Source organism: Pseudomonas sp. PAMC 29040, assembly GCF_003994535.1.
GTDB classification, from domain to species: domain Bacteria; phylum Pseudomonadota; class Gammaproteobacteria; order Pseudomonadales; family Pseudomonadaceae; genus Aquipseudomonas; species Aquipseudomonas paraversuta.
This window is the reverse complement of sequence record NZ_RZAA01000002.1, coordinates 367754-380345: the sequence shown is the minus strand read 5'-3', so window position 1 is coordinate 380345 and position 12592 is coordinate 367754. Positions and strand designations below refer to the sequence as shown.

The 12592-nt window shown below is 59.1% G+C and carries 11 protein-coding genes; all 11 read right to left on the bottom strand.

The annotated features are described in order from the left end of the window. Positions 1-217: 217 nt before the first annotated feature. The 11 genes from WG29040_RS04640 to WG29040_RS04590 all read right to left on the bottom strand — a co-directional run bounded on the left by WG29040_RS04640 (position 218) and on the right by WG29040_RS04590 (position 12536). Positions 218-1513 (bottom strand): adenylosuccinate synthase, encoded by a 1296-nt coding sequence (locus WG29040_RS04640; protein ID WP_003439037.1) that lies wholly within the window; start codon positions 1511-1513, stop codon positions 218-220. A 53-nt stretch (positions 1514-1566) separates the two neighbouring features. Next, positions 1567-2754 carry an ATP phosphoribosyltransferase regulatory subunit gene (locus tag WG29040_RS04635; RefSeq protein ID WP_003439034.1) on the bottom strand — a complete coding sequence of 396 codons (1188 nt, stop codon included), beginning with the start codon at positions 2752-2754 and terminating at the stop codon, positions 1567-1569. A 331-nt stretch (positions 2755-3085) separates the two neighbouring features. Beyond that, a complete protein-coding gene (gene hflC, locus WG29040_RS04630) occupies positions 3086-3964 on the bottom strand; it encodes a protease modulator HflC (protein ID WP_003439032.1) in 879 nt (292 codons plus the stop codon). Further along, positions 3964-5139, bottom strand: a complete 1176-nt coding sequence (hflK, locus tag WG29040_RS04625) for an FtsH protease activity modulator HflK (protein ID WP_003439030.1) — start codon at positions 5137-5139, stop codon at positions 3964-3966. Before hflK ends, hflC begins: the two co-directional genes overlap by 1 nt. 96 nt (positions 5140-5235) lie before the next feature. Beyond that, positions 5236-6537, bottom strand: a complete 1302-nt coding sequence (gene hflX, locus WG29040_RS04620; protein ID WP_003439028.1) for a ribosome rescue GTPase HflX — start codon at positions 6535-6537, stop codon at positions 5236-5238. A gap of 12 nt (positions 6538-6549) precedes the next feature. Continuing rightward, positions 6550-6810 (bottom strand): RNA chaperone Hfq, encoded by a 261-nt coding sequence (hfq, locus tag WG29040_RS04615; RefSeq protein WP_003439025.1) that lies wholly within the window; start codon positions 6808-6810, stop codon positions 6550-6552. A gap of 90 nt (positions 6811-6900) precedes the next feature. Next, positions 6901-7881 carry a tRNA (adenosine(37)-N6)-dimethylallyltransferase MiaA gene (gene miaA, locus WG29040_RS04610; RefSeq protein WP_127195737.1) on the bottom strand — a complete coding sequence of 327 codons (981 nt, stop codon included), beginning with the start codon at positions 7879-7881 and terminating at the stop codon, positions 6901-6903. Further along, positions 7881-9794, bottom strand: coding sequence for a DNA mismatch repair endonuclease MutL (gene mutL / locus WG29040_RS04605; RefSeq protein WP_029612523.1), 1914 nt, complete (start codon positions 9792-9794; stop codon positions 7881-7883). Before mutL ends, miaA begins: the two co-directional genes overlap by 1 nt. Continuing rightward, positions 9791-11215, bottom strand: a complete 1425-nt coding sequence (locus WG29040_RS04600) for an N-acetylmuramoyl-L-alanine amidase (protein WP_198285235.1) — start codon at positions 11213-11215, stop codon at positions 9791-9793. The genes mutL and WG29040_RS04600 overlap by 4 nt, the downstream gene beginning before the upstream one ends. A 2-nt stretch (positions 11216-11217) precedes the next feature. Then, positions 11218-11688 carry a tRNA (adenosine(37)-N6)-threonylcarbamoyltransferase complex ATPase subunit type 1 TsaE gene (tsaE, locus tag WG29040_RS04595; RefSeq protein ID WP_003439021.1) on the bottom strand — a complete coding sequence of 157 codons (471 nt, stop codon included), beginning with the start codon at positions 11686-11688 and terminating at the stop codon, positions 11218-11220. Then, positions 11676-12536: an NAD(P)H-hydrate dehydratase gene (locus WG29040_RS04590; RefSeq protein ID WP_127195736.1), complete on the bottom strand. Its 861-nt coding sequence runs from the start codon at positions 12534-12536 to the stop codon at positions 11676-11678. The genes tsaE and WG29040_RS04590 overlap by 13 nt, the downstream gene beginning before the upstream one ends. Positions 12537-12592: the final 56 nt, after the last annotated feature.

Below are 12592 nucleotides of genomic sequence, written 5' to 3'. Positions count from 1 at the left end.
CACCTGCACCAAAAGTGCGATACCAAGGGTAACGAATACAGGTCGCAGCAGACGACTTCGTAACAGTGAGAGAACGGCAGACACAGGAAACCCCTCCACAGCGGTGCCATTATATTGATGGCACCTTAATGGCAACTCTCACAGCAAGGGTCGTGCCGCATGGCAGGCAGAAACAACAAAGGGCCCCGAAGGGCCCTTTGCTTTACATCAAAACGTCTTAAGCGAACGGGTGACGCAGAACGATAGTCTCGTTGCGATCCGGGCCAGTCGAAATGATGTCGATCGGAGCGCCGATCAGCTCTTCTACGCGCTTGATGTAAGCACGCGCAGCAGCAGGCAGCTCTTCCAGGGTTTTGGCACCCACGGTCGACTCGGTCCAGCCCGGTACAGCTTCGTAAACCGGCTGCAGACCTTCGTAGCTGTCAGCATCGGTCGGCGCATCAACCAGCACATTGCCGTTTGCATCTTTGTAGCCGACGCAAATGTTGATGGTTTCCAGACCGTCGAGTACGTCCAGCTTGGTCAGGCAGATGCCCGAGATGCTGTTCACATCGATAGCGCGACGCAGGATAACGGCGTCGAACCAGCCACAACGACGGGCACGGCCGGTGGTTGCACCGAACTCGTGACCCTGCTTGGCCAGGTGAGCGCCCACTTCGTCGAACAGCTCGGTCGGGAATGGACCCGAACCAACGCGAGTGGTGTAAGCCTTGGTGATGCCCAGGATGTAATCCAGGAACATCGGGCCAACGCCCGAACCGGTGGCAACACCGCCAGCGGTAGTGTTGGAGCTGGTCACGTACGGGTAGGTACCGTGGTCGATGTCCAGCAACGAGCCCTGAGCGCCTTCGAACATGATGTCTTTGCCAGCGCGGCGCAGGCCGTGCAGCTCGGCAGTCACGTCCAGCATCAGCGGCTTGAGCAGCTCGGCGTATTCCTTGCACTCGGCCAGGGTCTTGTCGAAGTCGATGGCGGCTTCTTTGTAGTAACCCACCAGCATGAAGTTGTGGTATTCCACCAATTCACGCAGCTTGGCTTCAAAGCGCGGCATGTTGAGCAGATCGCCCACACGCAGGCCACGACGAGCAACCTTGTCTTCGTATGCCGGGCCAATGCCGCGACCGGTAGTACCGATCTTCAGCTCGCCACGGGCCTTTTCACGAGCCTGGTCCAGCGCTACGTGGAACGACAGGATCAGCGGGCAGGACGGGCTGATACGCAGGCGCTCGCGCACCGGTACGCCTTTCTCTTCCAGCTTGATGATTTCACGCAACAGGGCGTCGGGAGCAACCACCACACCGTTGCCGATCAGGCACTGCACGCCTTCGCGCAATACGCCCGACGGGATCAGGTGCAGAACGGTTTTTTCACCGTCGATTACCAAGGTGTGGCCAGCATTGTGGCCACCCTGGTAGCGCACTACAGCGGCAGCATGTTCGGTCAGCAGATCAACGATCTTGCCTTTGCCCTCATCACCCCATTGGGTGCCCAGGACTACGACATTCTTACCCATAACACTTGTCCTCTTCGCGCAAACTTGGTGCCGGCAGCCGCCGGCAGGAAAACTCAAGAAGCCAGCGGCACTACTTGCCACAAGCCGTTCTGCTGAATCAATTGGCGGTCGCAGTCCGCCTCACTGGCGGCAGCCTGTGACTGCCCAGGCAACGCCTGAACCACACGCTGACCTTCACTGCGAAGCTGGCAAACCTGCTGCCAGAGTGCCGCATCCGTACTGTCAGGCATCCAGATACCGCCAGACGGTAGCTCGACTTCAGCACGCCCCAGGGTGACCAGGGTTTTCAAATCAGTCGAAAAACCGGTCGCCGGACGGGCACGCCCGAAAACAGCACCGATATCGTCATAACGACCGCCCTGGGCGATGGAATCCCCAACGCCCGGAACAAATACCGCAAAGACCACACCTGTGTGGTAGTGATACCCACGCAACTCACCCAGGTCAAAATACAGCGGCAGCTGCGGGAAACGCACAGACAACCGCTCGGCAATCGCCAGCAAATCGTCCAGAGCAGCCAGAACCGGGGCCGGAGCCCGGGCCAGACGCTCGCGCGCAGCAACCAGCACCTCACGGCCGCCGCACAAACCAACCAATGCCTGCAGCATGCCTGCCAAATCAGCCGGCAAGCCTTCGGTCAAGGCCGTTACTTCGTCGATCGCCTTGCGTTGCAGAGCGTCGAACAATTGTTGTTCCACTTCAACCGACAGGTTGGCCGCGCGGGCCAGACCGCGGTAAATGCCAACGTGACCCAGGTCCATATGGACATCCGGCACATCGGCCAATTGCAACATGGCCAGCATCAAGCTGATGACTTCCACGTCGCTGCTCGGGCTGGCATCGCCATACAACTCGGCACCCAGCTGGATCGGGCTGCGCGAGGATGACAACCCGCGCGGCTGAGCATGCAGCACGCTGCCGGCGTAGCACAGACGGCTCGGGCCTTCACGACGCAAGGTATGCGCATCGATGCGCGCCACTTGCGGAGTGATGTCGGCACGAAAACCCATCTGGCGACCCGTCTGCGGGTCAATAACCTTAAAGGTCCGCAAATCGAGATCCTGGCCAGCCCCTGTCAGCAAGGACTCCAGGTATTCGATATGCGGGGTGACGACGAACTCATAGCCCCAGCCCTGGAACAGATCCAACACCTGACGGCGCGCCACTTCAATGCGGGCTGCCTCAGGTGGAAGTACTTCTTCGATGCCATCTGGCAGAAGCCAGCGGTCTACCGTTGCCATTACGCCATTCCCCTATGATCCGGGCGGCCAGCCAGCAGGCAAGCCTTGAGTAAAGCAGAACGTGGCTGCGTCTTGAACGCGCACAGCAAAAAAGCCCAAAGTGACAGGCTTGCACATCCCTCGAAAAATCTGCCGACGTTGTAACAGTCGGTCAATCAAACATGCAGACGCAAAAAAGCCGGGAATTTCCCGGCTGCCGCATCATACACACGTTTTCTAAAAGGATCACCCCGCCAGGCAATTTGCCCGCCAGGCGGAGTGAATGCATGCGCCAGTTGCTCATGTGCAGGAGCGCGTTTCCCCGCTCCTGCAGTGACCGGCGACGCTCCCTTTACTGCTGTGCCGGCTTGGATTTTTCCAGGTAGCGGAAGAAATCGCTGCTCGGGTCCAGAACCAGTACATCGCTCTTGTTCGCAAAGCTTTCGCGGTAAGCGCGCAGGCTGCGATAGAACTTGTAGAACTCCTGATCCTGGCCGTAAGCCTTGGAGTAGATTGCGGAAGCCTGGGCATCACCGTCACCACGAGCCTCTTCAGACTGGCGATACGCTTCAGCCAACAGCACGCGGGCTTGACGATCGGCGTCAGCACGAATGCCTTCTGCCAGCTCGTTACCCTTGGCGCGGTGCTCACGGGCTTCACGCTCACGCTCACTGCTCATACGTTCGAAAACGCTGCGGTTGACTTCTTTCGGCAGGTCGATGGCCTTGACCCGGACATCAACCACTTCGATGCCCAGCTCTTTTTCCGCCATTTTGTTCAGCGACGCCGTCAGGTCAGCCATCAGCGCATCGCGCTCACCGGACACAACCTCGTGCAGCGTGCGCTTGCCGAACTGGTCACGCAGACCCGATTCGAGACGACGCGACAAGCGCTCGTCAGCAACTTGCTTAAGACCCGAAGTCGCTGCGTAGAAGCGACCGGCATCTTTCACACGCCACTTGGCGAAGGCATCAACCATTACCGCTTTCTTTTCCAGCGTCAGAAAACGCTGAGTCGGAGCATCCAGCGTCATCAGGCGGCCGTCGAACTTGCGCACCTGGTTGACGTAAGGAATCTTCACATGCAGACCCGGCGGAACATCGTCCTGCACCACACGACCGAAGCGCAGCATCACGGCACGTTCGGTTTGCGAAACGATGTAGAAGCTGTTCCAGGCAACAATCGCCACGACAACGGCAACAATAAGGGCGATCAGCGATTTATTGCTCATCAGCGACTCTCCCTGGTACGCGGTGGTGTCGGCATATCCGATTTGGCATGGGATGCCGAATCGTTATTGCCCGCCGCAGCTGCCGAGCCCGTTGCCGGGTTGCTGCCATTACGGCCTTCGATCATTTTGTCCAATGGCAAGTACAGCAGGTTGCTCTGGCCGTTTTTGTTGCCGGTCACGAGTACTTTGCTGGTGTTGCTGAAGACTTCCTGCATGGTGTCCAGGTACAGACGGTCACGCGTAACATCCGGAGCCTTGCGATATTCGCTCACCAGTTTGGTAAAGCGGTCTGCCTCACCCTTGGCGCGGGAAATCACTTCATCACGATAGCCATTGGCGTTTTCGATGATGCGCTGGGCCTGACCGCGCGCTTCCGGCACCACGCCATTGGCGTAGCTTTCTGCCTGGTTGCGGGCACGCTGCTCGTCTTCACGGGCGCGGATCACGTCATCAAAGGCTTCCTGCACTTCACGCGGTGCCGCTGCGTTCTGTACGTTGACCTGGGTCACAGTGATACCGGTCTTGTAGGTATCGAGGAAACGCTGCAAGCGTTCCTTGATGTCTACAGCCATCTGTTCACGGCCTTCGGTCAGCACCTGATCCATCGCAGTGGAGCCCACTACGTGACGCAAGGCACTGTCAGTGGCCTGTTGCAGGCTGACTTCCGGCTGATCGACGTTCAACACGAAGTCGCGCAGGTTGCTGATCTTGTACTGCACGGTCAGCGGCACTTCGACGATGTTTTCGTCTTCAGTGAGCATCTGGCCCTGCTTGGTGTACGCACGCTCACGCGTCACGTTCTCCAGGTACTTTTTATCGAACGGCGGGAAGTAGATGTTCAGACCCGGCCCTACGGTGTCGTAGTACTTGCCCAGGCGCAGCACTACGGCTTGCTCCTGCTCGTCGACCACGTAAACCGCGCTATACAGCCAGGCTGCAGCCAGCACCACCAGACCGATACCCAGCAGGCCATAACCAGCACCTTTGCCGCCGTTCGATCCGCCGTCGCCGCTACCACGTTTTTTCCCACCACCGAACAACCCATTCAGGCTTTCCTGCAGCTTTCGGAAGGCCTCGTCGAGATCTGGTGGTCCCTTGCGGCCGCCGTTATTCGGGCGTTTGCCACCCCAAGGATCTTGATTATTCGAGTTGCCACCCGGCTCATTCCAAGCCATAGCGCTCTCCATCTGATAAAGCAAAGACGCGCCCACGGCGCGCCGACCAATGCTACAGAATGCCTACCATAGCGGCACAGCCGCTTTGCGAGGCTTTTATTGCAAAGTGTGTTGTTCGATAAATTCCAGCGGCTGCATCCCTTCGCGGCTGACCAAGCGGTTTAACTCGGATCGCGGTAGGCGCACATCCAGCAGACAGGCACCTTCTTCATCATGTTGTTCTTTTTGCACCACGCCCAATTCAAAGAACTGGGCACGCAGTCGAGCAAAACGCTGAGGCAAGCGCAAGGTGCCAACGAACAAATCATTACCCAGCAACTCGGCGATGGCCTGTTCAAGCAACTCCAGCCCGACCCCTTCACGCGCCGACAACCAGACCCGCTGCGGTTTGCCGTCGGCATCACGCTGGATCTGCGGCTCGACACCTTCAAGCAAATCGATTTTGTTGTAGACCTCGAGGATCGGCAAGTCCTGGGCACCAATTTCGCCCAGCACCACCATCACCTGCTCAATCTGCGCCATGCGCTCAGGTTCGTGCGCATCGATAACGTGCAGCAGCAAATCGGAATTGCTCGACTCTTCGAGCGTAGACCGGAAAGCCTCAACAAGCTTGTGCGGAAGGTGACGAATAAAGCCCACGGTGTCAGCCAGCACGATCGGCCCCAGATCGGCCAGATCAAGACGGCGCAAGGTAGGGTCAAGTGTGGCGAACAACTGGTCGGCGGCGAACACGTCAGAGCCGGTGACCGCATTGAACAGCGTGGATTTGCCGGCGTTGGTATAGCCCACCAGCGACACCGTAGGAATGTCGGCGCGTTGGCGCCCTCTACGGGACTGCTCGCGTTGACTGCGGACTTTTTTCAGACGGGCCTTGATCTGGCTGATGCGTACACGCAACAGACGACGGTCGGTTTCGAGCTGGGTTTCACCCGGCCCGCGCATACCAATGCCACCGCCCTGACGCTCAAGGTGAGTCCAGCCGCGCACAAGACGCGTACTCATGTGATCAAGCTGGGCCAGTTCGACCTGCAACTTGCCTTCATGGGTACGGGCACGCTGAGCGAAGATATCGAGAATCAGCCCGGTACGGTCAAGCACGCGACACTCGAATACACGCTCGAGGTTACGCTCCTGACTGGGGGTGAGGACGTGATTGAAAATCACGATGTCGACCTTCTCGGCCTTGACCAGGTCGCGTAACTCCTCGACCTTGCCACTGCCAATCAGGTACTTGGCCGATGGCCGATGACGCGGCACGTTAAAAAACGCGACCGTCTCGGCGCCGGCCGATACAGCTAACTCCTGGAACTCCTGCGGATCTTCGCGCGCCTCAGGGTCCTGTCCTTCCAAGTGAACGAGGATCGCTCGCTCACCACCACCGTGGCGCTCAAAGAACAAAGCAGACTCCTATCAGGCGTTACCTGGTTCAGCGTCTGCCAGTTCCGATTCAGCTGCGCTTGGCAGACGAATAGGACGTACTGGTACGACTGTCGAGATAGCGTGTTTGTAAACCATTTGGCTCACGGTGTTTTTCAGCAGAATCACGAACTGGTCGAAAGACTCGATAGTCCCCTGCAGCTTGATCCCGTTGACCAGGTAGATGGAAACGCCAACCTTCTCTTTACGCAAAGTATTCAAGTAAGGGTCTTGTAGCGAATGCCCTTTTGACATATGCCGCACTCCTGTAAGGATAAAAAATAGAAACAAAAATTAGATGGCTGATGACGCCATACCCATAGGATAGACGGCATTTCCTGAGACTCAGCTCAATATGGAGACCGATTCCAGGTATTTCAAGGCTCGTGGCAGATTGTCGCAGTCCAGGCTGTCCAGCCAATGCAGATCATTCCAGCTGCGTAACCAGGTGAACTGACGCTTGGCCAACTGGCGCGTGGCAATAACGCCGCGCTCCTGCATCTCGGCTGCTGTCAGCTTGCCGTCCAGGTAATCCCAGACTTGGCGATAGCCCACTGCACGTATAGACGGCAACCCTGCATGCAGGTCACTTCTATTACGCAGGGCTAGGACCTCATCAATGAATCCCTGTTCCAGCATTTGCCCGAATCTTTGTGCAATTCGTTCATGCAGCACCTGACGATTCGCCGGAGCAATGCCCAGGTTCGCGACAGTATAGGGCAATTGACTGCAGCCAGAAGCCGCTGCTTGACTAGATTGTTCAGATTGTTTTTGCCGGTGGGCGGTCATGCTCAGGCCGCTGACCCGATAAACCTCTAATGCACGGGTCAGACGCTGCGGATCGTTGGGGTGAATACGTGCCGCCGACTCCGGGTCGATGGCTGCCAACTGATCGTGCAACGCTTGCCAGCCAAGGCGCTGAGCTTCGTCTTCGAGCTGCGCACGCACTTGCGGATCTGCCGCCGGCATGTCGGCCAGGCCTTCGCTCAGCGCTTTGTAATAGAGCATGGTGCCGCCCACCAGCAGCGGAATATTGCCCCGTGCGGTGATCTCTGCCATGGCCTTGAGCGCATCACGACGGAAATCGGCAGCCGAGTAGCTTTCAGCCGGATCGAGAATATCGATCAACTGGTGCGGGTGTGCGGCCAGAATCTCTTTCGAGGGTTTGGCCGTGCCGATATCCATGCCGCGATAGACCAGCGCCGAGTCGACACTGACCAGCTCGCACGGCAGTACCTTGCTCAGCTCGATGGCCAGATCGGTTTTGCCTGCAGCGGTCGGCCCCATCAAAAAGATGGCCGGTGGTAAAGCGTTGGAACCTGTCATCAGCGACCGCGCAAAAAGAGTTTGTCCAAGTCGTCCAGGCCCATTTGGGTCCAGGTCGGACGACCATGATTGCACTGACCGCTGCGCTCGGTATTTTCCATGTCGCGCAGCAGGCCGTTCATTTCCGGCAGGGCCAGGCGCCGGTTGGCGCGGATCGCGCCGTGACAGGCCATGGTGCCGAGCAATTCATTGAGGTGTGCCTGAATCCGGTCACTGGTGCCGTACTCCATCAAGTCGGCCAGTACATCGTGCACCAGGCGCTGCGCCTCGGCCTGCTTGAGCAGGGCCGGGATCTGGCGGATGGCCAGAGTTTCCGGCCCCAGACGTTGCAGCTCGAAGCCCAGACGCTGAAACCACTCGCCATGTTCTTCGGCACAATCGGCTTCACGCTGGCTGACGGCAATCGACTCCGGCACCAGCAGCGGCTGACCGCTCAGCCCTTCACTGGCCATGGCGATTTTCAGGCGCTCATACATGATCCGCTCGTGGGCCGCATGCATGTCCACCAGCACCAGGCCGTGAGCGTTTTCCGCGAGGATATAGATACCCTTGAGCTGAGCCAGCGCATAACCCAGAGGAGGAATATCGCCCTGCCCTTCAGGCATCGGCGCGGCCCCCGCTTCAGGCAATGGCGCGAAAAACTCCCGGTAGGCATTGCGGGCCTCGGCTGCCGGAACAGACGGCGTGGCAGAGGGTGGTCGATAGAACGACTGATAGCCCGCCCCGGCGCCGGAGCCCGGCACATGCGGTGCAGGCGCAGCCTGAGGCTGCTCAAGCAAATGCGCCGCCAGACGCATTTCGCCTTGCGGACCAAACTCACCGGCGTCGATCCCGGTAGGTCGCTCGGCGCCAGGCACCGGTGCAGGAGCCGCCAGTTGATCCTCGGGGCGCACATCGCCCAGGGCACGGTGCAAGGTGCCATACAAGAAGTCATGCACCATGCGCCCGTCACGGAAACGGACCTCGTGTTTGGTCGGGTGCACGTTAACGTCCACCACGGACGGATCGACCTCAAAAAACAGCACGAAGGTCGGGTGCCGGCCGTTGAACAGTACGTCGCGATAAGCCTGACGCACCGCGTGCGCCACCAGTTTGTCGCGCACCGCACGGCCGTTGACATAGAAGTACTGCAAGTCGGCCTGGCTGCGAGAAAAGGTCGGCAAGCCAACCCAGCCCCACAAATGCAGGCCATTGCGCTCGATCTCGATCGGCAGTGCCTGCTCCAGAAATGCAGCGCCGCACACTGCCGCCACACGGCGGGCGCGGGCGGTGTCGTCGTGGGCTTCATGCAAATTAAGGATGGTTTTACCGTTGTGCCGCAGATTGAACGCCACATCAAAACGCGCCAGCGCCAAACGCTTGATCACTTCTTGCAGGTGATCAAATTCGGTTTTTTCGGTCTTGAGAAACTTGCGCCGCGCAGGGGTGTTGAAAAACAGGTCCCGCACTTCAACCGAAGTACCGACCGGATGCGCGGCCGGCTGGACCCGGGGCGCCATGTCGCGGCCTTCGGTTTCAACTTGCCAGGCCTGATCGGCGCCACGGGTACGCGATGTCAGGGTCAGGCGGGCCACCGAACTGATGGATGCCAGCGCCTCACCGCGGAACCCCAGGCTCATCACCCGCTCAAGGTCTTCCAGGTCGCGGATTTTACTGGTGGCGTGCCGCGCCAGGGCCAGCGGCAAGTCGTCACTGGAGATCCCGCTGCCATCGTCACGCACCCGCAACAGCTTGATGCCGGCCTGTTCCACGTCTACATCGATACGCTTGGCGCCCGAGTCGAGACTGTTTTCCAGCAACTCCTTGATCACCGACGCCGGGCGCTCAACAACCTCGCCTGCGGCAATCTGGTTAGCCAGACGCGGACTGAGCAGCTCGATACGCGCACTGCTGTTCAATACCCCGTCACTCATTGCTTGGATACCAGTTCGGTGGCGGGGATATTCAGGCTCTGGCCTATTTTCAACTCGTCGGTTTTCAAGTTGTTGCTGGAACGCAATGTCGCAACGCCCACTTGATAGCGCACGGCAATCATCGCCAGGGTTTCGCCAGGGCGAACCGTGTGTTCACGGGCTCCCTGGGCGATCTTCCCGGTATCCCGCAGCCAGGCAATGTAAGAACCCGGTGGCGGGTTTTGCTGGAAGAACTGACGCACACCGCTGCTGATAGAGCGCGCCAGCGCTTGCTGATGGCTGGCCGAAGACAGTTTATTGGCTTCATTGGCGTTGGAAATAAACCCGGTTTCTACGAGGATCGATGGAATATCCGGCGATTTGAGCACCATAAATCCGGCCTGCTCTACACGCTGCTTGTGCAGCGGCGTCACCCGGCCGATGTTGCTCAAGACTTTTTGCCCCACGTTCAGGCTGGAAGTCAGTGATGCTGTCATCGACAAATCAAGCAACACCCCCGCCAGCATCCGGTCCTTGTCATCGAGGCTCACGCTGCCTGCACCGCCAATCAAGTCAGAACGGTTTTCACTGTCTGCCAGCCAACGTGCGGTTTCGGACGTTGCGCCGCGTTCAGACAACGCAAACACCGATGCACCAAAGGCCGCCCTGGAAGGTGCCGCGTCGGCGTGGATCGAGACAAACAGGTCGGCGCCCTTCTTGCGGGCAATTTCGGTGCGTCCCCGTAGCGGGATGAAATAGTCGCCGCTGCGGGTGAGCTCGGCCCTGAAGCCCTTCATGCCGTTGATCTGGCGCTGCAACTCTTTGGCGATCGCCAGCACCACGTGTTTTTCGCGCTGTCCGCCGGCACCCGAAGCACCCGGATCCTCGCCACCGTGGCCGGGGTCGATCATCACGATCACGTCACGTTTGCCAGTGGGCACAGGCGCCAGCTTGATCTCGGGCTGGGTCGGCGTCACCGGTACCACTGGCAGCTTGGCCACATTGGTCGGCGGCAAGCTCGGGGCAATATCAGCGCCCTGATCATAAAGATCGACCACCAGACGGTTGCCGTATTGCGCGTTCGGCGCCAGTACGAAGCTCTTCGGGGTGACGGCTTTTTTCAGATCGATCACCACCCGCAAATCGGTGGGCGTGCGTTGCGCCGAGCGCATGCTGGTGATCGGCGTATTGGCAGTGGCCACGTTCAAACTTCCGCCGAGGGTCGCGCCATTGATATCGATCACCAGGCGATCTGGCGCTGTCAGCGTAAACACGCTGTGTTGCACCGGGCCCGTGAGGTCAAACACCAGCCGTGTGTTGTCCGGAGCACGCCATAAACGAACGCTTTTTACCTGAGTCGCAGCCACGGCATTCACCGCCATGACACTGAGCAACAGACCAACGACACTCACTAACGCGCGAAAGCGCATACCAGACCCCATCATTATTTGTTTTCCGGTGCCAAGGCGGCACACCAAGACTCGCCACGTGAACCTTGGGGCGTCAGCTTCAGCAAACGCCCGGTGTTATGCGGACTAATGGTAATGGTCAGGTCAGGCTTTGGCAAAAAGCCTGCACCTTTATCGGGCCACTCGATCAAGCATAGGGCGTCTTCGTCGAAGTAATCGCGAATCCCCATATATTCCAGCTCTTCGGGGTCGACCAGGCGATACAGGTCAAAGTGAAAGGCGCGTATATCGCCAATCTCGTAAGGCTCCACCAGAGTAAAGGTCGGACTTTTAACCGAACCGGTGTGCCCAAGGCCACGAATCAGGCCGCGGGACAGAGTGGTTTTGCCCATCCCCAGGTCGCCGTCGAGAAAGATCAGGCCGTGGCCCCCGGTGACGCTCGCCAGGCGTGCGCCAAACGCGGTCATGGCCTCTTCATCGGCCAATTGCAGTGTTATTTCGTGCACGGTGCGTGTTCCTCCAACAACTGACGAATGGCTGGAATCAAATCACTGGCCGCCAGCCCACGGCCCAATATTCCTTGTTGTTCACCGGCGCGGGCATGCAGCCACACCGCCAGACACGCCGCCTCATATGCAGTCATGCCTTGAGCCAGCAAAGCACCTATCACGCCTGCCAGCACATCACCCAGGCCTGCTGTCGCCATGGCCGGGTGGCCGTGATCGCACACGGCCAGTTCACCATTCAGGCCTGCGATCAAGGTGCCTGCACCTTTGAGAACGCACACTACTGAGTATTTTTTAACCAGCGCCCGGACTGCAGCAGGCCGGTCGGCCTGCACCTGCGCAGTACTGAGCCCCAGCAAACGCGCTGCCTCGCCGGGGTGCGGAGTAATAACCGAGCCTGACGCCAGTTTAAAGTCTGCGTTGGACAACAGATTCAGCGCATCGGCATCCCACACTTGAGGCATTTTTGCCTGGGCCGCCGCCGATAACAGACTGCGCCCCCATGGTGCCAGCCCCAACCCCGGCCCCACCACCAAAACCGAGGCCCGGGCCAGCACCCCCATCAACTGATTGGCCGATGACACGCCCAGGGTCATGACCTCGGGCAGGCGCACCAGAGCGGCGGCCACATGCTCGGGCCGGGTAGCCAGCGACACCAGCCCCGCGCCGCAGCGCAAAGCAGCCTGTGCGCCAAGCGTAATAGAGCCGCCAAAACCGCGGTCTCCGCCAATCAGCAGTACATGCCCGAACAGGCCTTTATGGGCGTCCATAGCCCGTGCAGGCAGGCGCGACAGGCTATCGGCAACAAGGGCTTGCGGTCTGGCAATCAGGCGTTTGGTCTGTGGCATGGGTATCGGACTCCGATGTCTGGCAGAATTATACGCATCTCAGCCCCGGTTTCTCT

Coding starts and splice junctions, on each gene's coding strand:
- WG29040_RS04640 (WP_003439037.1), bottom strand. CDS start 1,513: ATGGGTAAGAATGTCGTAGTCCTGGGCACCCAATGGGGTGATGAGGGC.
- WG29040_RS04635 (WP_003439034.1), bottom strand. CDS start 2,754: ATGGCAACGGTAGACCGCTGGCTTCTGCCAGATGGCATCGAAGAAGTA.
- hflC (WP_003439032.1), bottom strand. CDS start 3,964: ATGAGCAATAAATCGCTGATCGCCCTTATTGTTGCCGTTGTCGTGGCG.
- hflK (WP_003439030.1), bottom strand. CDS start 5,139: ATGGCTTGGAATGAGCCGGGTGGCAACTCGAATAATCAAGATCCTTGG.
- hfq (WP_003439025.1), bottom strand. CDS start 6,810: ATGTCAAAAGGGCATTCGCTACAAGACCCTTACTTGAATACTTTGCGT.
- miaA (WP_127195737.1), bottom strand. CDS start 7,881: ATGACAGGTTCCAACGCTTTACCACCGGCCATCTTTTTGATGGGGCCG.
- mutL (WP_029612523.1), bottom strand. CDS start 9,794: ATGAGTGACGGGGTATTGAACAGCAGTGCGCGTATCGAGCTGCTCAGT.
- WG29040_RS04600 (WP_198285235.1), bottom strand. CDS start 11,215: ATGGGGTCTGGTATGCGCTTTCGCGCGTTAGTGAGTGTCGTTGGTCTG.
- WG29040_RS04590 (WP_127195736.1), bottom strand. CDS start 12,536: ATGCCACAGACCAAACGCCTGATTGCCAGACCGCAAGCCCTTGTTGCC.